The 22620-nt window shown below is 64.0% G+C and carries 16 protein-coding genes and 1 pseudogene; 7 read left to right on the top strand and 10 right to left on the bottom strand.

The genetic code is table 11. The annotated features are described in order from the left end of the window. Positions 1-745: TolC family protein (locus CIC12_RS30705; RefSeq protein ID WP_168669982.1), on the top strand; the 745-nt coding region annotated here is incomplete at its 5' end. Between the two features lie 238 nt (positions 746-983). On the opposite strand, the gene CIC12_RS30700 is transcribed toward CIC12_RS30705, so the two are convergent. The 6 genes and pseudogenes from CIC12_RS30700 to xylA form a co-directional block, all read right to left on the bottom strand. Continuing rightward, positions 984-1523 carry a (2Fe-2S)-binding protein gene (locus CIC12_RS30700; RefSeq protein ID WP_274597589.1) on the bottom strand — a complete coding sequence of 180 codons (540 nt, stop codon included), beginning with the start codon at positions 1521-1523 and terminating at the stop codon, positions 984-986. Next, positions 1515-3779 (bottom strand): annotated as a pseudogene (locus CIC12_RS30695) (molybdopterin cofactor-binding domain-containing protein); the annotation flags it as partial. The pseudogene CIC12_RS30695 and the gene CIC12_RS30700, both read right to left, overlap by 9 nt. A gap of 261 nt (positions 3780-4040) precedes the next feature. Continuing rightward, positions 4041-5240 (bottom strand): sugar ABC transporter permease, encoded by a 1200-nt coding sequence (locus tag CIC12_RS30690; RefSeq protein ID WP_168669980.1) that lies wholly within the window; start codon positions 5238-5240, stop codon positions 4041-4043. Further along, the gene (xylG, locus tag CIC12_RS30685; protein WP_168669978.1) at positions 5237-6796 is read right to left on the bottom strand and encodes a D-xylose ABC transporter ATP-binding protein; all 1560 of its coding nucleotides are present in this window, start codon (positions 6794-6796) and stop codon (positions 5237-5239) included. The genes CIC12_RS30690 and xylG overlap by 4 nt, the downstream gene beginning before the upstream one ends. A 97-nt stretch (positions 6797-6893) precedes the next feature. Beyond that, positions 6894-7922 (bottom strand): D-xylose ABC transporter substrate-binding protein, encoded by a 1029-nt coding sequence (xylF, locus tag CIC12_RS30680; protein WP_168669976.1) that lies wholly within the window; start codon positions 7920-7922, stop codon positions 6894-6896. Positions 7923-8146: 224 nt separating this feature from the next. Next, a complete protein-coding gene (gene xylA / locus CIC12_RS30675) occupies positions 8147-9469 on the bottom strand; it encodes a xylose isomerase (RefSeq protein ID WP_168669974.1) in 1323 nt (440 codons plus the stop codon). 283 nt (positions 9470-9752) lie between these two features. Between xylA and CIC12_RS30670 the strand changes: the two genes are divergently transcribed. The 5 genes from CIC12_RS30670 to CIC12_RS30650 all read left to right on the top strand — a co-directional run bounded on the left by CIC12_RS30670 (position 9753) and on the right by CIC12_RS30650 (position 14849). Further along, positions 9753-10970: a XylR family transcriptional regulator gene (locus CIC12_RS30670; RefSeq protein WP_168669993.1), complete on the top strand. Its 1218-nt coding sequence runs from the start codon at positions 9753-9755 to the stop codon at positions 10968-10970. A 32-nt stretch (positions 10971-11002) separates the two neighbouring features. Further along, positions 11003-12088: an aldose epimerase family protein gene (locus CIC12_RS30665; protein ID WP_168669972.1), complete on the top strand. Its 1086-nt coding sequence runs from the start codon at positions 11003-11005 to the stop codon at positions 12086-12088. Between the two features lie 165 nt (positions 12089-12253). Continuing rightward, positions 12254-12544 carry a DUF4148 domain-containing protein gene (locus tag CIC12_RS30660; RefSeq protein WP_168669970.1) on the top strand — a complete coding sequence of 97 codons (291 nt, stop codon included), beginning with the start codon at positions 12254-12256 and terminating at the stop codon, positions 12542-12544. Positions 12545-13036: 492 nt separating this feature from the next. Further along, complete coding sequence (locus CIC12_RS30655) at positions 13037-13861, top strand: isocitrate lyase/PEP mutase family protein (RefSeq protein ID WP_168669967.1); 825 nt, start codon at positions 13037-13039, stop codon at positions 13859-13861. A gap of 355 nt (positions 13862-14216) precedes the next feature. Next, complete coding sequence (locus CIC12_RS30650; RefSeq protein ID WP_168669965.1) at positions 14217-14849, top strand: helix-turn-helix domain-containing protein; 633 nt, start codon at positions 14217-14219, stop codon at positions 14847-14849. A 49-nt stretch (positions 14850-14898) separates the two neighbouring features. Here CIC12_RS30650 and CIC12_RS30645 read toward each other — a convergent pair whose 3' ends face one another. Continuing rightward, positions 14899-17925: an FAD-binding and (Fe-S)-binding domain-containing protein gene (locus CIC12_RS30645; RefSeq protein ID WP_446728056.1), complete on the bottom strand. Its 3027-nt coding sequence runs from the start codon at positions 17923-17925 to the stop codon at positions 14899-14901. Positions 17926-17990: 65 nt separating this feature from the next. After that, complete coding sequence (locus CIC12_RS30640; protein WP_168669963.1) at positions 17991-19028, bottom strand: DUF1338 domain-containing protein; 1038 nt, start codon at positions 19026-19028, stop codon at positions 17991-17993. 166 nt (positions 19029-19194) lie between these two features. On the opposite strand from CIC12_RS30640, the gene CIC12_RS30635 reads away from it, so the two are divergent. Then, a complete protein-coding gene (locus CIC12_RS30635) occupies positions 19195-20127 on the top strand; it encodes a LysR substrate-binding domain-containing protein (protein ID WP_342030592.1) in 933 nt (310 codons plus the stop codon). A gap of 31 nt (positions 20128-20158) precedes the next feature. Here CIC12_RS30635 and CIC12_RS30630 read toward each other — a convergent pair whose 3' ends face one another. Both CIC12_RS30630 and pcaQ read right to left on the bottom strand, forming a co-directional pair. Beyond that, a complete protein-coding gene (locus tag CIC12_RS30630) occupies positions 20159-21289 on the bottom strand; it encodes a 4-hydroxyphenylpyruvate dioxygenase family protein (protein WP_168669961.1) in 1131 nt (376 codons plus the stop codon). A 303-nt stretch (positions 21290-21592) separates the two neighbouring features. Continuing rightward, on the bottom strand, positions 21593-22582 hold the full coding sequence (gene pcaQ, locus CIC12_RS30625; RefSeq protein WP_168669959.1) for a pca operon transcription factor PcaQ: 990 nt from the start codon (positions 22580-22582) through the stop codon (positions 21593-21595). Positions 22583-22620: the final 38 nt, after the last annotated feature.

Raw genomic sequence — 22620 nt, 5'->3', positions numbered from 1 at the left:
TGCACCGTCCGACCTTCCACCGGCCGTGCTGGCCTGCGAGCGTCTGCCGCAAATCCGCCAGCCGATTCCGGTCGGCGACGGCGCCGCGCTGCTCAAGCGCCGTCCGGACGTGCGCGAAGCCGAGCGTCAACTGGCGGCGTCGACGGCGCGCATTGGTGTCGCCACGGGAGCGCTGTATCCGACGATCAGCCTCGGTGCGTCAGCGGGCTATACCGGGGTTCTCGAGGACATCCCCACGTTGCCCACGGCGCGTTGGGCGTTCGGTCCGCTAATCAACTGGAACTTCCCCACCAATGGCGCGCGGGGTCGCGTGCGTGAGGCGCAGGCGTCGAGCGATGTGGCGCTCGCGAAATTCGACGGCGTGGTGCTGAACGCGCTGCGCGAGACCGAAACCAATCTCGCGACCTACGCCTCCGACTACGCACGCGCCGAATCATTGCGCGCCGCGTTGAAGTCGGCGACCGAGTCGGCGGATGAAACGCATCGGCTATATCGCGCCGGGCGCGAGTCCTTCATCTCGGACCTGGACGCGACGCGCACGCTGACCTCGGTGAAGTCTCAGGTCGCGACCGCTGAAGGCCAGGTGGCGATCGACCAGGTCAACCTGTTCCTCGCGCTCGGCGGCGGATGGGAAATGGATGCGCAGAGCGCGCCCGCGGTGCCGGCGCCTCAGGCCGCAGCACCCGCGCCGAAGGCCGAGCCGACCGCGGCGACGGCAACCGCAACCGCGGCCAAAACACCCTGAATGCTTACGCATTATTTTTGATTAGCTTTCTTTTGCCTTTCATTTACGGTTAAATACACGACACCAACCACACATTACGGGGTCACGTATGTCGCCATTCATGCAAGGCGCAGTCACACTGGGCGGATGTATCGGCATCTTCACGGCGGTGGTCGCCGTGGTCGAGATGCTGGCGAATTGAGTCCGTACGGTATCGGCCGGCACTAGCGCGGTCTTTGCTGAGGACGCGCCGGCGGCATCAAGCCAGCCGGCGCTTCGCGGCCGCCTGGTGAATCGCAGCCCGCACTCGTGGATACGTGCCGCAACGGCACACGATGTTCGACATCGCCGCGTCGATATCCGCATCGGTCGGATTGGGTATGCGCTTGAGCAGCGCACACGCCGCCATCAGTTGCGCGCTTTGACAATAGCCGCACTGCACCACGTCCAGATCGATCCACGCCGCCTTTAACGCTTGTGCTTCGGTGCCCTGCACGCCTTCGATGGTCGTGACTTTCTGCGTGTAGCCCACGCAAGACATCGTGGTCTGACACGCGAGGCAGGCAACGCCATCCAGATGGATCGTGCACGCGCCGCAAATCCCCACGCCGCAGCCGAACTTGGTGCCGGTCATGCCGAGTTCGCAGCGTAGCGCCCACAGCAGCGGCATGTCCGGCTCGGCGTGCACCGCCACCGCGCGGCCGTTGATGTTCAGTGACCCCTTGCTTGCCTGCTGTCTCGGCGCGACCTTGCATCCTTGCGGGTTCGAAGCCGTGACGGGCAGTTTCTCGAGCCGCAACGGGAGCGTGCGCAAACGCGTGCCGGTCAGCGTGAACACCGCATTGGCGACCGCCGGTGCGATCGGCGGCACAGCCGGCTCGCCGACGCCTTGCGGGTGCATCCGGCTCGGCATGATGTCGGTTTCGATCACCGGACAATCGTTCATCCGCACGACCGGGAAATCGACGAAGTTCTTCTGTTGCACCTGGCCCTTGACGATCGAGATTTCGTCCTGCAACGCAGCGGACAGACCGAACACGATCCCGCTTTCCATCTGCTGACAGATCAGGTTCGGATTCACGGGCAGTCCACAATCGATCACACACACGACCCGATGCACGCGAATCTGCCGCTTCGGCCCGAGCGACACCTCCGCCACCTGCGCAACCACACTGCCGAACGCCTCGTGCAACGCGACACCGCGCGCACACGGCGCACCGTCGGCGGCGGGCTTCATCGGCTGTCCCCACTCCGACAACTCGGCGACACGCTTCAATACCGCCAGATGGCGCGGATGCTCCGCGAGCAGCGCCGCGCGGAACGCGATCGCGTCCTGGCCGGCTGCGGCCGCGAGCTCATCGGTGAAGCTCTCGGCGAAGAACGCCTGGTGCGAATGGCCGACCGAGCGCCAGAAGCCCACCGGCACCGGCAGCTCGACGATCTTGTGCGCGACGCGCGCGGCGGGCCATTCGTACGGCTGATCGAACGCGCCTTCGCAGGTGGTCTTGTCGATGGGAATGCGCGGTATGCCGTAGTAGCGCGCGAGCGATTCCGGCACGATCGCCTGACTCGCCGACGTGCTGCGCCACGCGAGCACTTTGCCGTGTTCGTCGAGGCCGGCCTTGAGCCGCGACACGCACGCGGGCCGATAGAAGTCGTGCGTGAAATCCTGCGCGCGCGACCAGATGGTCTGCACCGGCTGTCCCCCGCCTTCGCGCGCAATCACTGCGGCCTGCACGATGAAATCGAGTTCCAGCCGCCGGCCGAACGCGCCGCCGAGCAGTTGCATCTGCAAGTCGACCTTGTCGGCGTCGATGTCGAGCACGTTGGCCACGTGCTGCCGCGCGAGCGCGGGCATTTGTGTGGAGACCCAGACGGTGGCCACGCCGTCCGCGACCTGCGCAGTGCAATTGACCGGCTCGACCGCGCCGTGCGCGAGATACGGCGCGTGATACTCGGCATCGACGACACGCGCCGCGCGACTCAAGGCGGCATCGACGTCGCCGCGATGAAAGTAGCTGTGGCCGTCGCTGTCGTCGAGCGCCTGCACAAGACGCCGGTCCACGTCCGCGCTCGATACGGTCGCGGCGGCGCCGTCGTGCCAGGTCACGTCGATCTTCTCGACCGCATTCATCGCGCGATACGGGTTGTCCGCGATCACCGCGACGCCGCCGCTGCCGCCGCTATACGGTGAGAAGGCCAGTGCCTTGATAAAGCCCGGCATCTTTCGCGCGGCTGTCTCGTCGAAATGCGCGACTGAGCCGCCGAGCGTCGGGCACATCACGACGCCCGCGTATAACAGGCCGTCGGGCAGCGCGTCGATGCCGAAGCGCGCCGCGCCGTTGATCTTCGATGCGGCCTCGATGCGGCGGATGGGTTGGCCGATCAGCTTGAAGTCAGCGGGATCCTTCAACGCCACCTTGCGCGGGAACGCCTGCAGCGCAGCCATCGACGACAATTCGCCGAAGCTCGCCTTATGGCCCGGCCCGTGCAGCACGTAGCCATTTTCCGCGCGGCATTCGGCGGCAGGCACCTTCCATTGCTCGGCCGCCGCGCCGATCAGCATCATGCGCGCCGACGCGCCGGCCTCGCGCATCGGCGTCCAGAGATCGTTGATGCTCGAGGAGCCGCCCGTCATCATCGTACCGGCCTCACGCACCGCTTTGCGGGTGAGCCAGATCGTCGTGCGCTTGACCACGCTGTCGTCATCGGGGCGAAACGGCAGATCGTCGATGATGTTCTGCACGCTGTTGTAGATCCTGTCGATCGGCGCGTCCTCGACCCGCACCCGCGACCAGTCGGCGTCGAGTTCCTCGGCGAGCAGCATCGCGAGGCCGGTGTGCACGCCCTGCCCCATCTCCGCCTTGCTCATCATGATCGTCACGGTGTTGTCGGCGGCGATCTTGACCCACCCGTTGAGCGCAACTTGCGAGCCCTGGGTGGGCAGCGGCGTCGACGTGTTCAGCCGCTGACGCGGCGGCAACACCCCCCAGCCGACCAGCAACGCGCCCACCGCGCCGGCGCCGCCGAGCAGGAAGGTTCTGCGCTTTAACATGACATGGCTCGATCAGCTTGCACGGTGACAGGGAAGCTGCGAAAGCGCGGCTGTGCGCGCGGCGGTGTTTTTGCGGAATAGTAATAAGACGGAGCTGTGGGCGGAAGACTTAAATTTGCGCGTTCAAGTCGCAGGGGTGCGGGGCGGGGATCAGGCGGTTGATGCAGGGAAGGGGTTAATCGTGGGGTGTTTCATTAAATACAGGGTGCGTCGGGCGACGCACCCTGTGGGCGCTGCAGTCTCAGTTTCGGCTTCGGCCCATCAGCGCCGGTTCGAGCCGGACACGACGTCGATCCACACGGCCAGCACGAGAATGCTGCCCTTGACGATCATCTGCCAGTAGGCGTCGACGTCGAGCATCGACATGCCGTTGTCGAGGCTCGCCATCACCAGCGCGCCGATCAGTGCGCCGTACACGGTGCCGGAGCCGCCGCGCATCGACGTGCCGCCGATGAAGCACGCGGCGATCGCATCGAGTTCGCCCATCGAGCCCGCCGACGGCGAGCCGGCCGCGAGCCGCGCGGTATTGACGATCCCCGCGAACGCGCACATCAGTCCCATCAGGGCGAAGATCGCCAGTTTCACACGGTTCGTGTTGACGCCCGACAGACGCGTCGCTTCGAGGTTCGAACCGACTGCATAGATGCGCCGGCCGAACACGGTCTGCGTCGCGATCCACGTGAAGACGCCGAGCAGCGCGAGTAGCAGCAGAACCGGCACCGGAATGCCGCCGTAACGATCGAGCGTGGCGACGAAGCCCGCCAGAATCGCACCGGCGCCGACCACCTTGACGATGTCCTGCCAGATAGGCACGACCCGCAACTGATAACGCTGGCGATTGGCGCGCTGCCGAATCGTCAGGAACGCGAGCAGCACGAACAGGACCACGGCGAGCGTATCGCCCGCGAGGCGCGGCAAGTAACCCTGGCCGACGAACACGAAATTGTCCGAGACCGGGGCGATCGTCGAGCCGCCGGTCACGCCGAGCAGAATGCCGCGATACGCGAGCATCCCGCCGAGCCCGACGATGAACGACGGTACGCGCCGGTAGGTCGACCACCAGCCGTTGAACATGCCGACGAGCACGCCAAGCAGCATCACCACCGGCACGGTCACGCCGATCGGCCAGTGCCGGTTGACGTCGAGGATGGCCGCGACGCCGCCGAGCAGACCGAGCAGCGAGCCGACCGACAGATCGATTTCACCGGCGATGATCACGAACACCATGCCGCACGCGAGCATGCCGGTGATCGACATCTGCCGCAGCAGGTTCGACAGATTGCGCGGCGTGACGAACGCGCCATGCGTGAGCGTCGAAAAGAAAATCCAGATGATGGCCACGGCGATCAGCAACGCGAGAATCTTGTAGCGCGCGAACAGTTGCTGAATACGCTGCGGGCCGCCGAACGCGCCTCGCGGCGGGGGGTTGTCGGCGCGTTGGGAAGTAACGTCGGGCGTCATGCTGCACTCGCTGCGGTAGGGTTCGTTAATCGCTGCACGGGACGGATCGCGGCACTGAGGACGTCCTCCTGCGTGAGGCCGTCGTTGACGAAGTCGCCACGCAACTCGCCTTCGCCGATCACCAGCACGCGATCGCTGATGCCGAGCACCTCGGGCATTTCGGACGACACCATCACGATCGACATGCCGCGCTGCGCCAGTTGAAAGATCAGCTTGTAGATTTCGTACTTCGCGCCGACGTCGACGCCGCGCGTCGGTTCATCGAGGATCAGCACCTTCGGATCGGTCAGCAGCATGCGCGTGAGCACGGCTTTCTGCTGATTGCCGCCCGACAGGCTCGCGATCGACAGCATCGGATGCGCGGCGCGCACCGACAGCCGCTTCATCTCCGTATGAATCGTGTCGAGTTCGGCGGCGGAGTCGATCCGTCCACCCGAGGCGAACCGTCCGAGCACCGCGAGCGTGATGTTGTGGCCGACGCTCATCCCCGGCACGATGCCGTGACGTTTGCGGTCTTCCGGCACCATCGCGATGCCGGCACGAATCGCGTCGTCGGGCGCGCGAATCTTCAGCGGCTTGCCGTCCATCAGCACGCTCGCCTCGCTCACGCCGGGATACGCACCGAAGATCGCCTGCATCAGCTCCGTGCGGCCCGCGCCCACCAGCCCCGCCACGCCGAGAATCTCGCCACGCCGCAGCGCGAACGACACGTCGTTTACCCGCTTGCGGCGCGGGTTGGTGACGTCGAAACAGGTGACGTTGCGCGCTTCGAAGATCACGTCGCCGATCGGATGCGGCTCGCGTGGAAACAGGTTCTTGATTTCGCGGCCCACCATCAGCGAGATGATGCGCTCGGTGGTGAGCGCATGCATCGGCTCCGTCGCGACATGGCGGCCATCGCGGATCACGCTGATCGTGTCGCACACCGCCGCCACTTCGTCGAGCTTGTGCGAGATGTACACGCAGGCAATGCCGCGCTGCTTCAGATCGCGCACGATGTCGAGCAGAATGCTGATTTCCGACGAAGTCAGCGAGGACGACGGTTCATCGAGAATCAGCAGCTTCGCGCGCTTGTTCAACGCCTTCGCGATTTCGATCAACTGCTGATGACCGCCGCCGTAGTTCATCACCGGCTGCGCGGCGTTGATGCCGCTGATACCGAGGTCGCGCAGCAGTTCGTCGGCGCGCTGGTACATCGCCGCGTAGTTCATGCGGCCGCCGGGCAGCGTGATCTCATTGCCGAGAAAGATGTTCTCCGCGACCGACAACTCCGGCACCAGCATCAACTCCTGGTGAATGATGATGATGCCCGCGCGTTCGGTATCGCGCACACCGGTGGCCTTTAGCGGCACGCCTTCCCAGGTTATTTCGCCATCCCAGGTACCGTGCGGATACACGCCGGACAGCACTTTCATCAATGTCGATTTGCCGGCACCGTTTTCGCCGCACAAGCCGACGCACTCGCCCGGCGAGACCGTCAGGTCGATGCCGTCGAGCGCTTTCACGCCCGAAAAAGCTTTGACGATGCCGCGCATCGTCAGTAGAGGTTGCGTCATTCGCTATTGCCTCGCTGCAAGGTGGGCCGGTGCTCGATCACGCCCCCGGGCGCCATGGCCCGGAAAGCGTGGCAACACAGCGCGCCCGTCTTCCGTCTTATTGGCTCGCGAGCTGCGCCTGCGTGTAGAAGCCATCCGTGACGACGAGGTTGACATTGGCCTTCGTCAGCTTGGTCGGCTGCAGCAGGACCGTTTCGACCTTCTTCTTGCCGTTGTCGTATTGCGCGTTGAACGCCGGCTTGTCGCCCTTCGCCAGCGCCACCGAGAGCTTCGCCGCTTCGCCCGCGATCAGCTTGAGGGGTTTGTAGACCGTCATCGTCTGCGTGCCGGCCACCACGCGCTTCACGGCTGCGAGGTCAGCATCCTGGCCCGAGATCGGCACCTTGCCCGCGAGGTTCTGCGCGGCCAGCGCCTGAATCGCACCGCCGGCGGTGCCGTCATTCGAAGCGACCACTGCGTCGATCTTGTTGTTGTTCGCCGTCAGTGCATCTTCCATGATGCGCAGCGCCGTCGATGCACTCCACTCCGGCACCCACTGCTGGCCGACCACCTTGATGTCGCCCTTGTCGATGGCGGGCTTGAGCACCTTGAGCTGGCCGGCGCGCAACATCTTCGCGTTGTTGTCGGTCGGCGCGCCGCCGAGCAGGAAGTAGTTGCCCTTCGGCCGCACGTCATAGACGCCTTGAGCCTGCATTTCGCCGACCTTCTCGTTGTCGAACGAGATGTAGGCGTCGATATCGGCATCGAGAATCAGGCGGTCATACGACACGACCTTGATGCCCGCCTTCCTCGCTTCGGCAACCACGTTGCCAAGCGTCTTCGAATTGAACGGCACAATCACGATCACGTCGACGCCGCGCGAGATCAGGTTTTCGATCTGCGAGATCTGGCGTTCTTCGCTCGCGTCGGCGGATTGCACAGAGACTTTCGCGCCGAGCTTTTCCGCCGCAGCGACGAAATAGTCACGATCGCGCGACCAGCGCTCGACGCGCAGATCGTCGATACAGAAGCCGATTTCCGGATGATCCTTGCTGGCGTGCGCGAGCGGCGCGGCGAGCGACAGGCTGGCGAGTACGGCTCCGCATACGAGCGAACTCAGGACATGACGACGTGTTTTGAATTGCATGACTGTCTCCTTTTTACGATCGGAGTGAGTGCTTCAGCACTTACGCCGGTCCCATAAAAAATGGTTTCGTTGTATTTACCCGGAATACCGGATTGGCCGGCCTGCGCTGCGAGCGACAAGACCGGACAAGCATCAACCCAAAACTTCCTGTTTCACGCGGTCGACGTGGCCGCGCGATTATTTATGTGATGCATCTGCTTCTGTTGCTTACACCCTGATGCGTTTCAGCGTCCGCTATGAATCGCCTGATTTACGATGTTTTCCATTCGCTCCTGCTGACCGCTCGCGTGCCGCGGGTTGAGGTCGCGCGCCAGCGCATCCGTGGCCAACGTCGCCAGGGAATAGTCGCCCGAGAGAATCTTGCGGCCGAGTTCCGCATCCCAGCCCGCGTAGCGCTGCCGCTTGAACTGTTCAAGCCGATCGTTTTCGACCAGCACCGCCGCACGCTCGACGGCGAGCGCGAGATTGTCGATCGCACCGATGTGGCCGTAGAACAGATCTTCCGGATCGACGCTTTGGCGCCGCACTTTCGAATCGAAGTTCATGCCGCCGGTCGTAAAGCCGCCATGCCGGAGAATCTCGTAGAACGCGAGTGTCAGTTCTTCGACGCTATTCGGAAACTGATCGGTATCCCAGCCGTTTTGCGGATCGCCGCGATTCGCATCGACGCTGCCGAAAATACCGAGCGCGTAAGCGGTCGCGATCTCGTGATGAAACGAATGGCCCGCGAGCGTCGCGTGATTGGCCTCGATGTTCACGCGAATGTCCTTTTCCAGTCCGTATTGCAGCAGGAAACCATGCACGGTCGCGACGTCGTAATCGTATTGATGCTTGGTTGGCTCCTGCGGCTTCGGCTCGATCAGCAGCGAACCCTTGAAGCCGATCTTGCGCGCATGTTCGACCACCATGCGCAGGAAGCGCGCGAGTTGTTCGCGTTCGCGCACGAGGTCGGTATTGAGCAGCGTGTCGTAGCCTTCGCGGCCACCCCACAGTACATAGTTCTCACCGCCGAGCCGTTGCGTGGCGTCGAGCGCGTGGCGCACCTGGGTCGCGGCAAACGCGAAGATGTCCGGGTCGGGGCTCGTCGCCGCGCCCGCCGCGTAACGTGGATGCGAGAACAGATTAGCCGTGCCCCACAGCAGTTTGATGCCGGTATCCTGCTGCTTGCGCGCCAGATAGTCGGTGACGCGCTGGAAGTTCTCGCTGTATTCCTTCAGACTCGCCCCCTCGGGCGCGACGTCGGTATCGTGAAACGTGTAGTAGGGCGTGCCGAGCCTGGAGAAGAACTCGAACGCGGCGTCGGCTTTTTGCAGCGCGCGCTCCATTGCGTCGCCGGCTTGCTGCCACGGACGCCTGAAGGTCCCCTGCCCGAAAATGTCGACGCCGGGCCAGACGAAGGTATGCCAGTAGCACACCGCGAGGCGCAGATGTTCTTCGAGCGTCTTGCCGAGTACGCGTTTGCTCTTGTCGTAATGGCGGTATGCAAGGGGGTTGTCCGATTGCGGCCCTTCATAGCGGATCTCGGGGATGTGTTCGAAGTAAGACATCGGCGTCTCCAGTTGTATGTTGCACCGCAACCCGTCACCGCCGCCATGCCGGTCGACCAGGGTGACGCCATGCTGCCGCGTGCGCGATACATCGGCAATTGCGAAATTGCGCAGCGCGCTTGATGTTTCTTACCGCCCGCGCGTTTGTTTCGCACCGGCGCACGATTCGCGGCCTAGAATAACCGGACGCTTAAAAACGGCGCCGCCTTTAGTGCACACTCAAGCGCCCGCTAAACAGGAGACAAAGGCCGTGGGTTCGACGATCCGCGCGCCATTCACCGCCATGCCCCGTCCGCCAACACCACAGACGTCCCATCGGATCGCGCTGCTGTTCAACGCGAACAAGGTCTACGATCGCGAGATCATCACCGGTATCGGCAACTATCTGCTGTCAACGCGGGTCGCGTGGGATCTCTTCCTCGAAGAAGATTTTCGCTGCCGGCTGACCGGCATCGAACGCTTTGACGGCGACGGCATCATCGCCGACTTCGACGACCCCGCCGTGGGTGAAGCGCTGCGCGACTGTCCGCTGCCGGTGGTCGCGGTCGGCTCGTCGTTCGAAGATCCGGCGCATTACCCTCCGGACTTACCCTATATCGCGACCGACAACAGCAAGCTCGTGTCGCTCGCCTATACGCATTTGATCGGCTCGGGCCTCGAACACTTCGCGTTGTACAGCCTGCCGCAGGCCCAGGAAAACCGCTGGGCGCAGCAGCGTGAACGCGCGTTCGCCCATTTGCGCCACGCCGACGGACGCAGCGCCGCACAGATCGACAGCGAGGTCTATCGCGGCCTGTCGACCAGCGCGCCGTCGTGGAACCAGGCGACCGAGCAACTCACCGCTTGGCTGCGGCAACTGCCGAAACCGGTCGGCATCATCGCCGTGACCGATGCGCGGGCGCGGCATCTGCTGCAAGCGTGTCTGATCGCGGGCATTCCGGTGCCCGAGGAAGTGGCGATCATCGGCATCGACAACGATCCGCTGACGCGCACGTTGACACGTATTCCACTCTCGTCCGTGATTCAGGGCACCGAAGAAATGGGGCGCACCGCCGCGCACCTGTTGCATCAGATGCTGCACGGCGCGCGTTTTCCGGGGCGGCGCATTCTCGTGCCGCCGGTCGGCATCAACGTGCTCGAATCGACGGGGCATCAGCCGCTCGCGAGTCCGTACGTGATGCGCGCGCGGCACTTCATCCGTCAGTACGCATGCCAGGGGATTCGCACCGAACAGGTGGCCGACTATGTGGGCGTGTCGCGCTCGTCGCTCGAAGAGTACTTCCGGCGCGAACGCCAGTGCACCGTACATCAGGAAATCCTGCGCCATAAGCTCGATGTCGCGAAGGCGCTGCTGGCCAAGCGCGATGCGTCCAGCGCGGAAGTGGCGATTCGTTGCGGCTTCACGTCGCTGCAATACATGTATGCGGTATTTCGTCGTGAACTCGGCTGTACGCCGCGCGAATATCAGGAGCGCGCGAATTCGACGGCCGCGCCCGGCTGAGCATGCCTTTACTCTTTCCTTCCACTGACGCCATGATCAGCATCGCACAACTTTCTTCCGAGCCATGGGGCACCCTGCTGGGCGGCGATCGGGTCCGGCTTTATACGCTGCGTAATGCGCACGGTATGAAAGTCGCCATCAGCGACCTTGGCGCGACGCTGGTCTCCTGGCATGCACCGGATCGCGCCGGACGTCTCGGCGATATTCTGCTCGGCCACGACACCCCCGCCGAATACGTCGCAGCCACGACGTACATGGGCGGCCTGATTGGCCGCTGGGCGAACCGCATTGCCGATGCGCGTTTCACGCTCGACGGTATCGAGTACACGCTCGACCGCAACGAAGGCGCGAACCTGCTGCATGGCGGCAGCGTGGGTTTTCATCGCGCGCTGTGGGACGTGAGCGAAGACAACGGCGCGTTGCTGATGCGCCTGGAGTCGCCGGAAGGCGATGCCGGTTTTCCGGGCAACGTCACGACGCAAGTGCGCTATTCGCTCGACGACGACGGCACGCTGACCATCGCGTACGAAGCGATCACGGACGCGCCCACGCCGCTCAATCTGACGAGTCATCCGTACTTCAATCTGACGGGCAAACCGGGGACGGACATTCGCGGCCACGTGTTGTCGATCGACGCCGAGCAGTTCTTCGAAGTCGATGCCGGGATGATCCCGTGCAAGCTCGCCGAGGTCGCGGGCAATGCCTTCGACTTCCGGCAAAGCGCGCCGATCGGCGGCCGCCTCGACTGGCCGCACACGCAACTCGCGAGGGCCGGCGGCTTCGATCATTGCTACGTGCTGCGCGATGCATCCGGCGCCGGTACGAGCGACGGCGCGCCGCCGCTGCGTCAGGTAGCCTGCGCGTACGACCCTGGCAGCGGACGGGAATTGACCGTCTCGACCGATCAGCGCGGCTTACAGTTCTATACCGGCAACTTTCTGAATGGCGACGTGGGACGCGGTGGTGTCAGGTATCAACGTCATGCGGGACTGTGTCTCGAAGCAGGCGGCTTTCCGAACCAGGTCAATATGGCCCGCCAGGACGAGGTGATCGTGCGGCCCGGCCATACTTACAGGCAAGTGACCGCTTATCGGGTCGAAGTGCGCAAGGGCGTGTGATGGGTTTTCTCGCTTCTTACACGGGACATTACAGCGCCCCGACTTATTGTTTGATGCAATACTGAATTAACGCCCTGGTGGTTTCCGTTGGATTAATCGCTTCCTAGACTCCGTCAATGGTGCCGAAATCTCGGTGCCGGATAAACAGTCCCGGAGGGAAGCATCATGAAATCGCTAGTCAAGGCTGTAGCGGTGTTAGTTGTCCTTGCTTCGCCGGCAGCCTCGTTCGCTCAATCCGAGCAGCCGCTCACGCGCGCAGAGGTCAAGGCACAACTCAAGCAGATCGAGCAGGCGGGATACCAGCCGGGCAAGTCCACCGACTCCAGCTATCCCGCCGACATTCAGGCGGCAGAAGCGCGTGTGGCCGCGCAGAATGCGACGGCTCAGGCCGATACGACCGGCTATGGGACGACGGCGACGGGGTCGTCGCAAGCAGGTGGGAATGCCGGGCAATGATCGAGCATTGCGGCTCCTCGTTCGCTGTGCTTAGCGGGTCATGTTTTTCAACGCATGATCCGCTTGCGTGTTTCTTGTGTATCGCGCGGGGAATGGAGTGAAAGCGCGCTTCGTGACCCGTTATTTCGTCACCTGTTCATTGCTTGCGTGTTGCCGCGTCGCCAGATCCGGCAATGTAGCCTCGTCCTCTGCTATGCCCGCGAATACGGGCGTGCCGCTCTACTTCACTCGTTAGTCTCCCCTGTTCTTCAGTCGCGCCTATCATCCGCGAACCGTGACAGCGATAGCATTTGCCTGAGCACTGAGGCAAACGCGCGCCACAATGTCCACAAAGGTCCAGGCTGCAAATAAGTCCGCACAGCGGGACTCGGTAATGCGAACGTCGTCGACTTCGTCAAGTCGAGCGCACAATAATAAACTTTCCCAGTGGTCAATCCCGACGTTGCCCGATCGATACGGGAGCTGCGGCTTCCCGTTTTTCTGGAGACTCACATGCCCCGCACCATTGCCGAGAAACGCGCCGCCTTTCGCGCCCTGCATACGTCCGGCTGCTTCGTGCTGCCCAATCCGTGGGATGCGGGTAGCGCCCGCTATCTGCAAACGCTGGGCTTTCAGGCGCTCGCCACCACGAGTTCCGGTTTTGCGTGGTCCACCGGGCATGCCGACAATACCCTGCCACGCGAGGCGGTCCTCGCGCACTTGCGCGAGATCGTCGAAGCGACAGATCTGCCAGTCAACGCGGACTTCGAGAATGGCTTTGGCCGAGATCCCGCTGAGGTCGCCGAAAGCGTCAGGCTGGCCGTCGAGACCGGCGTGGCCGGCCTGTCCATCGAAGACTCGACGGGCGATCCTGCCGCCGCGCTGTTCCCGATCGACGTCGCGGTTCAGCGAATCAGCGCGGCCCGGCGCGCGATCGACGAAACGGGCGGCGATACCTTGCTGATCGGCCGCGCAGAGAACTTCTTCGCCGGCAAGCCCGACCTCGACGACGCAATTGCGCGTCTCAAGGCCTATGCCGCGGCCGGCGCCGATTGCCTGTACGCACCGGGCATTCAGACGCGCGAGCAGATCGAGGCGGTGGTCGCCGCCGTGGCGCCGAAACCCGTCAACCTGCTGATCGGCTCGACTTCGGACTTCACGCTGCACGACGTAGCGGCGCTCGGCGTGCGGCGCATCAGCGTCGGCGGCGCACTGGCCCGCGCGGCATGGGGCGGCTTCATGCGCGCCGCGCAAGCGTTGACCGACGGCCGCTTCGACGGCTTTGCCGGTGCAGCCTCCGGCGCGCAACTCAACGAGCTGTTCACCAAAGGGGCTTGAAGTCTGGTAGACGAGTCTTTGTCGAGCCAAGCCGATAACTGCAAGCCCCTTCCGCTGTCCAGTGCCTGATCGCGCTACCGGCGCTTCGATCGATATACCGACAAAGCGGCCGGGAAGCGCGAGATCTACCGCACAACCCCTATGGTTTCCGATGAGAAAAGCGCGCGTGCATTGGCAACGCTCCATGCCCTTGCGCGCCCATCGTCGGCAGGGTCCGCTGCACAAGCCCTCGAAGTGTCCCGACCACTCGCCGGGCCGATCGCCGCACCCCGCCAATTCCGCATCTCACGCCAATGTTATTATCGGAAACACAGCCCGCCATCATGAAGCGCGTACCCGAAAAAGCAGCAGCCCCATGGACACCCATCTCAGCAAACCCGCCGACCCGTCAATCACCGACCTCGGCCGGCGCGTACGCGCCGCCCGTCAGGCGCAGGACCTGACGCTGGAAACCGCGAGCCGCCTGTGCGGCGTCTCCCGGTCGACACTTTCCAAAGTCGAAAACGGCCTGATGTCCCCCACTTTCGACGTGCTGCAGAAAATCGTCCTCGGGCTGAAGATCGAAATCGGCGAGCTGTTCGGCTCCACGCCGAAGGTGAGCGCCAGCGGCCGCCGCGCGCTGACCCGTAAGAACGAAGGACAGCGCCACGCGTACCGTGGCTATCAGATGGAGTTGCTCGCAACCGACCTTGCGCACAAAGCGATGCTGCCGTTTCGCATCCGCATATCCGCGCACACGCTCGACGCGTTCGACGACTGGGGCCGCCACGAAGGCGAGGAATTCCTGTACGTGATCAGCGGCAGCGTGTGCCTCTATTCGGAGCTTTACGCGCCGACGCATCTGAACGCTGGCGACAGTCTGTACTTCGACAGCCGCACCGGCCACGCCGCGGTGTCCACCAGCGAAGAAGACGCCGAGGTGTTGTGGATGGCGACCAGCGCGGACATCCCGCAAACGCCGGTCACCATCGAATCGACGAAGAAATAGGTCGGCGCACGCGCAGCCTGGATGCGCCTTCGCGCGCGTATGCTGCCAATCACACGAGGCGCGCCGCCAACGCCCGCTGCGCGAGTTGCGCAATATGCAGCGCGTGGAGCCCCGTCCCCTGGTCGATCTGCTCACGGCAACTGAAGCCGTTGGTCAGCACGATCGTCTCGTGATTCGCCGCGGCCGCTTCACGCACTGCCGGAAAGAGCTTGTCCTCGCCGATCTTCAGCGACAAAGCGTGATGCTCCGCGTTGAAGCCGAACGATCCGGCCATGCCACAGCATCCCGTGTCGAGCAGCTTCCATTTCACACCGAGCTTGTTCAGCAACACGGTATCGCCTTGCATGCCGAACAGCGCCTTCTGGTGGCAATGCCCATGGACGATCACGTCGGCGGCAAGCGTCGGCCAGTCGAACGGCTGGCGCGCAACGAAATCGGAGAACAGAAAAGTTTGCACCGACAGTTGCTTCGCCAACGCATGACCCGGGAGTTGCTTCAGCAGTTCGTCCTTGAATACCGACAGACAACCCGGTTCGAGTCCGACGAGCGGCACGCCGGCGGCGATATCGTCTGCGAGGTCGTCGAGAATGTGCGTGAGCAGTTCGCGGGCGCGTTCGAGCAGGCCGAAGTCGTATAGCGGCCGTCCACAGCACAGGCGGTTCTTCGGCAGCACGACGTGCCAGCCTAATTGCTCGAGTACATCGGCGGCGGCTTGCGCGATTTCTGGCGTGAAATGATCGTTGAACGTATCCACCCAGAGGATGACTTTCTTCGCGCCGTCGCGCGCGTCATGCGCAGGTCGGGAAGCGCGCCGCGCGATCTGTCGATACGTGGTCGCGGCAAACTGCGGCAACGCGCGCGCTTGCGCCACACCGGCGACCCATTTGCCGATCGTAGACAGACCCGGCGCAGCCGTCATGAAGTTCGTCAGACGTGCAACGCGCGACGCCCACGGCGCCCATTCCCCGATCCGTCCCATGAACAAGGCCTGACGCGGCCGCCGATTATTCTCGTAGTAATGCGAAAGAAATTCCGCCTTGTACGAAGCCATGTCCGTATGCGTGGGGCAATCCGACTTGCAGCCCTTGCAGGCGAGGCACGTGTCGAGCGCTTCTTTCACTTCGCGGCTTTGCCAGCCATCCGCGATCACCTCGCCTTGCAGCATCTCCCAGAACAGATGCGCCCGGCCGCGCGTCGAGTATTTCTCCTCATGCGTCGCACGATAGCTCGGGCACATGGTGCCTCCGTCGAGCGAGCGGCACTTGCCCATGCCGATACATCGCTCGATTTCGCGCTGCAAGCCGTCCCCTTCCCGACTGGCGAATGTCAGCTTCGTTCGCAGCGTCACCGGTTTGTAGGCCGGGCCCATGCGCAGGTTTTCGTCGGCGCGATACGCGTGCACCACCTTGCCCGGATTCAGACGGTTGGATGGGTCCCAGATCGCCTTGAACCGCTCCATGGCCTGCATCAGTTCGGGGCCGTACATGATCGGCAAGAACTCGGCTTTAGCCTGGCCGTCGCCGTGTTCGCCCGACAACGAGCCACCGAATTCCACCACCAGTTCCGCCGCCTCGCGCAGAAACTTGCGCCATGTCGACACACCTTGCGCGCTGCGCAGATCGAAGGTGATGCGCGCGTGCACGCAGCCGTCGCCGAAATGGCCGTAGAGACTCGTCTCATAGCCGTAACGATCCACTAACGCCTGGAACGCGCGCAGATAATCGCCGAGGCGCAGCGGATCGACCGCCGCATCTTCCCAGCCGACCACCGGATCGGGCGCGCCCGCATCGACCGACAACGCCACCGCCGATGCTCCCGTCTCGCGGATCGACCACACCTTCGCCTGCAACGCGCGATCTTCGACCAGCAGCGCCGACACGTTCGGCCCCGCGTCACCCGACGCGAAATACGCGGCCGCCGCCTGCGCGTCGCGCAGCACCATGTCCTGCGTGTCCGCGCCGAATTCGAGCACCACCCACGCGTCGCCAGGCGGCAGCAATGCGATCTCGTCCTTCTTCAAGCCGCGCGCCTGCAGCCCGCGAATGATCGCGCGGTCGAGTCCTTCGATCGCGATCGGCCCGCAGCGCATGAAATGCGGCACGGCATCCGCCGCCGTGTAGATGTCGCTGAAACCGACCACGACGATCACGCGCTTCGCCGGACTCTTCACGAGCCGCACTTTCGCCTGCAACGTCACCGCGCACGTGCCCTCGGTGCCGACCAGCGCACGCGCAACGTTAAAGCCGTTTTCCGGCAGCAGTTGATCGAGATTGAAGCCCGACACGCGCCGTTTGATCTGCGGAAATTTCGCGCGAATCTGCGCGGCGTACGTGTCGCGCAAGCGCTTGAGCGCGGCGTAGATTTCGCCCTGACGGCCGCCCGCCGCGACGATGCGTTCGAGTTCGTCAGCGGATGTCGGGCCGACCCAGAAGCGCGCGCCGTCAAAGGTGGCGATTTCCAGCGCCTCGACGTTTTCAACGGTCTTGCCGGCCATCACCGAATGCGCGCCGCACGAGTTATTGGCGATCATGCCGCCGAGCGTGCAGCGGCTGTGCGTCGCCGGATCGGGGGCGAACGTGAGGCCGTGCTGCTCGGCGGCATCGCGCAACGTATCGCACACCACGCCCGGCTCGACGATCGCCACCCGCGCGACGGGATCGACCGACACGACGCGGTTGACGTACTTGCTTGCGTCGGCCACGACCGCGACGTTCACGCATTGGCCGTTTTGCGACGTGCCGCCGCCGCGTGCGAGAAACGGCACGTCGTTGCGGCGGCACGCGGCGAGTGTGGCGAGCAGATCGTCGACATCCTTCGGCACGACGACAGCGAGCGGAATCTGCCGATAGTTCGATGCATCTGATGCATACAGCGCTTTGGAGCCCTGATCGAAACGCACTTCGCCGCGCACATGCCGGCGCAAGTCGCTCTCCAGCGTTTGCATCACGGCGGCGGTGCCCATGAACGGCCTGGCGACGCGCCGTTCGTCCGACGCGCTCGAGGCGATTGAGGCAATTGAGGCATGCGGATCGCCCGACTCCTTCACGCCCTGCTCTTCATTCAATGACGTTCCCACACTGCGCCCCTCGTTTCCGCTGCCGCGAGCCCGCAAGCTCACTCGCCCGCTCTCCCGCCGTGCGCTCAGGCGGCCTGACTCGCGGTCATCTTGAAGATACCCTGTGCGTTGCCCGCGTCGAAGCGCAGGTCCGTTTCCCAGCGCCGCGTGTCCTGATCGAAACTCCGTTTGCGCGTGATGAATTCGTAGAACGAGCCCGGCACTTCACGCGTCACGACGCCGCCGTCAGCCGTGCGGAATTCGCGCCGCACCATGTCCGCGCGATACGCGGTCTGGAACACTCGGCCCGAACGCGATCGCTCGACTTCCGGCTTCATCGGGCGACCCTTGGCCTTCTCGTCGTCGGACAGTTTGAAAACGTCCTCGACGCGATCGGTCGCGTGATTGAACGCGTTACCTTCGGTCGCGATCCACGCCATTTCCGCCGACTCCTTCAACAATACTTCGTAATCGACTTCACATGGCATCTCATGCTGGCGCGCGAACGCACCGACGATCACCGGGAGCAATTCATGCGCCACGTCGAGCGGCAACACGCCGTCGCGTTCGAGTTCCCACAACTGCCCGGCCGCATGCGGCGTCAACGGATCGCGCGAGGCACCGATCACCTTCGTCACCACCTGCTGAAACGCCGCCGAGAAACGTTCCGGATGCAATTCGCTCACGAAGAACTGTGCGATCTCGTCGGGCGCGTCGTCATGCGCCCACGCGCGGCCGGTCATGCCGAGACGATCGAGCGGATAGCGGCCATTGATGCTGAAGCCGAGCGGCCGCAGAACGCGCGCGAACGCCGCTTCGCCGGGCGGCAGCGCGCCGCTGTGCGGCCAGCGCACCGTGCGCAGCGCGCCGTGGTCGAAGTACACGCTGCCACCGGCAGCAAGCGTCTCCTCGGTGTACTCGCGGCCGTTCGCCGAACGCGCGAGGAGGTCCTCGAAAAGCGCCATGTTCATCGCCTGCGCGAGTTCCGCGCGCGTGACACTGCCGTCGTTCCATTCGTCGAGGATGCGAGGATGGTTGAGCGTCGCGAAGAGCCGCGTGGTCTTGTCGGCGCCCAGCAGTTTCAGCAGCAGTTGTTCGACATTCGCATTCTTGATGTTTCGCATATCGGTTCTCCACGTAGCGCCCGAGCGCGCTCGCCCGCCACTCGCCGGAACCCGACGGCGGCCGCGCAAAAGGCGGCACGGCGTTCTGAAGGCGAGATTATTCAAAATCCGCCGGGGCACCGTAAAGCGAGATAAACTCGCCACTTGATGCGTTTTTGGAATCAACGTGCGAAAGTTCAAAATCCCCAACATGGGCGCGCTGCTCGCTTTCGAAGCCGCCGCGCGGCACGAAAGCTTCACGCATGCGGCGCGCGAGCTGTTTCTTACCGAAAGCGCGGTGTCACGGCAGATCAATACGTTGGAGAGCAATCTCGGCGTGCGGCTGTTCGTGCGTGTCAAGCAGCGCGTGGTGCTGACGAAAGCAGGCAAGGTGTATGGCGCGCAGGTGCGGCGCTCGCTGGAACAGCTCGACCGCGACACGCTGTCGATCATCGCGCATGGTAGTGGCGGCGGTTATCTGGAACTGGCCGTGCTGCCGACGTTCGCGTCGCAATGGCTGATTCCGCGGCTCGTGGCATTCAATGCGCAGTATCCCGATGTGCGCGTGAACATGGGCGTGCGCACCGGCACGTTCCCGTTCGCCGAAACCCATTTTGAAGCGGCGATTCACTATGGCAAGCCGACCTGGCCGGGCACGTCGGCGGATTTTCTGTTCTGCGAGGAAGTGGTGCCGGTGTGCGCGGCGAGTCTGCTGAAGCGGCCCGTGCGGCACGCCGCCGACCTTCTGGACTATCCGCTGCTGCACTCCACCACGCGGCCGGACGGCTGGGCAACCTGGTTCGCGAGCCTGGAGGTCGACGACAACCGGACCATGCAGGGTGTGCGTTACGAGCTCCACACGATGTTGATCAGCGCCGCCGCGGCCGGTCTCGGCATCGCACTGGTGCCGCGCTTTTTCGTCGATACGCAACTCGCACAGCTTGGACTCGTGATACCGCTCGACACGCCAGCGGTCGCGGACTCGGCGTATTACCTCGTCTATCCCACCGAACTCAGCCACGGCAAGCCGCTCGCAAGTTTCCGCGAATGGCTGTTGCAGGAAGCCGCGTCCTACAGCGCGATCTATCCCGAGTTGGCGGGTAAGCCCGATACCGATTGAGCGGGCCGGCGCCCGCGCACGCGGCCGGTTATCAGGTATCGGCCTCGCGTGCCTGCGCGAGGGCGCTCAGATTGCCTTCGCCGAAGCCGTGGTGCCCTTGGCGCTGCACGATCTCGAAGAAGATCTCGCCGGAGCGGCGGCGCACGAAGGTCTGGAAAAACAGCAGCGGCACGCCGTTGGCGCCGATCTCGCCATCCACCAGCACATGCGTGCGCTTGAGCCGCTCGACGTCTAGCCCATGGCCCGGCAGACGCGCGTCGAGTTGGTCGTAATAGCGCGGCGGCGGTTCGACGAACTCGACGCCATTCCCGAGCAGCTGCTCGACGCAGGCGAAGATATCGTCGGTGGCGAGTGCGATATGCTGCACGCCTTCGCCCGGATGGTCCGGCAAATACTCGTGCATCAGATTGGTTCGGCGCGTGCCCTCTTCATAGAGCGGCACGCGGATCGCGCCGCACGGCGACACCATCACGCGCGATTCGGCCGACACGTGCCAGTTCGCGTGCAACTCGTGAATCTCGCGGAAATTGAGCAGGTCGCGATAAAAGTCGAGCCATTCTTGCATCCGGCCTTCGCCGACCGTTTGCGTCAGATGGTCGACTGCGACGAGGCCCATGCCCGTATGGCTCAGATCGGCGTGCGCCGTGTCGATCTCGATGGCCCGGAAGTCGATGTCGAAGATCGAGATGTCGCCGAGGCCGCCGCGCTGGCCGCCGCGCCCGCGCCAACGGTCGACGAAATAGATATGCGAGTCGCCGATGCCCTGAATCGCCGGAATCAGCAATTCACCCGCGCCGATCTTCTCGCCTTCGAACGCCCAGGCGCCGAGTTCGATCGCACGATCGAAGGCGCGCTGCGCGTCGGCCACGCGAATGCCGATCGCGCAGATGCCCGCGCCGTACTCCTCGGCGTAACGCGCGGCGAACGAGTCGGGCTCGGCGTTGATCAGGAATTGCATCTCGCCTTGCCGATACAGCGTGACGTCCTTGCTGATATGACGCGCGATCGCCTTGAAGCCGAGTTTGGCGAAGGTGTCGCCGAGTGCTTGCGGGTCGCGCGCGGCAAACTCCACGAATTCGAGGCCGGCGGTGCCGAGCGGATTGTGCTCAGGCGCCGACACGGCGCGCAGCGCGGCGTCTGGAGTGGGCAAGTCGCTGGGCATGGCAATCTCCTTGTACAGTCTTTCGACGCTGTGTCCGGTGTTTCTGATGTTCGGTGCAAACCGCCGGCTATCGGGGGCGGGGAGTCGCGCGGCGGCGCCCGCTGCATTGTGTACTGCGGCAAACGCGGCGTGGCGGCTTTTGCACCGTGTTTGTACACCGGTTGGCGGGGCGTTCGCAACCTTCATTTTGTACTGAACGGTTCATACGGGCGAGAGCGGCGCTCCTTGCGCTGCGCCGGCGTGCCCTCTTCTCACTGCTTCGGCTGAGCGCCCCTCCTTCACAGAGGGATCGTATCGTTCGTATCAAGCCGCCGATGCCTTGCTTCGGCTTCGTTTGCGCGCGGGCTTATCGGAAGAAGCCGCCGCCATCCGCTGCTGCGCGACCTCGCGCACCGCGTCAATAAACGCCCGCGCCACCGGCGACGGCTGCGTGTCCGAGCGCCGGATCAGACCGACCGGCTCGCCGGTGCCCGCGAACGGCAGTGGCAAGCGCACCAGCATGCCATGCGCCAGCTCGTATTCCACCGCGCTCAGCGGCACGAACCACACAGCGTCATTCTCGAGCGTCAACGCGCGGCCCGTCGAGACCGACAGCACTTCGACGAACGCCGACAGCGGCTGCACGCCCCATGCGTTCAACAAGCTGTCCGCAGATTGCCGGATCAGCGTGCCGAACGGCGGCAATACCACCGGGAAATCTTCGAGCGATGTCGCCGGCAAGCCCGGACCCAGCGCCAACGGATGTCCGGCCCGCACCACTGCCACCAGCGGCTCGGTGAACAACTGCTCAAAGCTGAGGCCGACCATGCGCTCGGGATCGGCGAGGCGCCCGATGGCAAATTCGATCGTGCCCGCTTTCAGGCGCTCGAGCAATTCGGGGTTCGCACCGTTGGCCAGACGCACGATCGCGCGCGGCCAGAGCGCCGCGAACCGTTTCAGGACCGGCGGAATCAGCGCCGCTGCGACGGTGGGCAGAATGCCGATTTCCAGCGTCGCCGCCGCAGCGCCTTCGGCGCGCGCCAGCAGGTCGACGCCCTGACGCAACGCGCTCACGCACGCGCTGGCGTGCGGCATGAAGAGTTGCCCTTCGCGGGTGGGCACGGCGCCGTGGCGGCCGCGCTCGAACAATTTCACGCCGAGAATGGTTTCGAGTTCCGCGACCGTTTTGGAGACGGCAGGCTGGGTGATCGACAGGCTGTCGGCGGCCCGCTGGACGCTGCCGAACTGGGCGACGGCCAAAAAACACTGCAGATGACGGAATTTGACGCGGCTATCCGCGAGACTGCGTTGCATAACGTGAGGTTATACGAAAATGGCGAAAACGTCACTTT

The sequence above is a fragment of the Paraburkholderia sp. SG-MS1 genome (genome assembly GCF_012275575.1).
In the GTDB taxonomy this organism is placed as follows: domain Bacteria; phylum Pseudomonadota; class Gammaproteobacteria; order Burkholderiales; family Burkholderiaceae; genus Paraburkholderia.
This window is presented reverse-complemented; position numbering and strand designations above follow the sequence as displayed.

Bases quoted from the DNA above. Each gene is read 5' to 3' on its own strand.
- CIC12_RS30690 (WP_168669980.1), bottom strand. From the start codon at position 5,240: ATGACGCCCGACGTTACTTCCCAACGCGCCGACAACCCCCCGCCGCGA.
- xylG (WP_168669978.1), bottom strand. From the start codon at position 6,796: ATGACGCAACCTCTACTGACGATGCGCGGCATCGTCAAAGCTTTTTCG.
- xylF (WP_168669976.1), bottom strand. From the start codon at position 7,922: ATGCAATTCAAAACACGTCGTCATGTCCTGAGTTCGCTCGTATGCGGA.
- xylA (WP_168669974.1), bottom strand. From the start codon at position 9,469: ATGTCTTACTTCGAACACATCCCCGAGATCCGCTATGAAGGGCCGCAA.
- CIC12_RS30670 (WP_168669993.1), top strand. From the start codon at position 9,753: ATGCCCCGTCCGCCAACACCACAGACGTCCCATCGGATCGCGCTGCTG.
- CIC12_RS30665 (WP_168669972.1), top strand. From the start codon at position 11,003: ATGATCAGCATCGCACAACTTTCTTCCGAGCCATGGGGCACCCTGCTG.
- CIC12_RS30660 (WP_168669970.1), top strand. From the start codon at position 12,254: ATGAAATCGCTAGTCAAGGCTGTAGCGGTGTTAGTTGTCCTTGCTTCG.
- CIC12_RS30655 (WP_168669967.1), top strand. From the start codon at position 13,037: ATGCCCCGCACCATTGCCGAGAAACGCGCCGCCTTTCGCGCCCTGCAT.
- CIC12_RS30650 (WP_168669965.1), top strand. From the start codon at position 14,217: ATGGACACCCATCTCAGCAAACCCGCCGACCCGTCAATCACCGACCTC.
- CIC12_RS30640 (WP_168669963.1), bottom strand. From the start codon at position 19,028: ATGCGAAACATCAAGAATGCGAATGTCGAACAACTGCTGCTGAAACTG.
- CIC12_RS30630 (WP_168669961.1), bottom strand. From the start codon at position 21,289: ATGCCCAGCGACTTGCCCACTCCAGACGCCGCGCTGCGCGCCGTGTCG.
- pcaQ (WP_168669959.1), bottom strand. From the start codon at position 22,582: ATGCAACGCAGTCTCGCGGATAGCCGCGTCAAATTCCGTCATCTGCAG.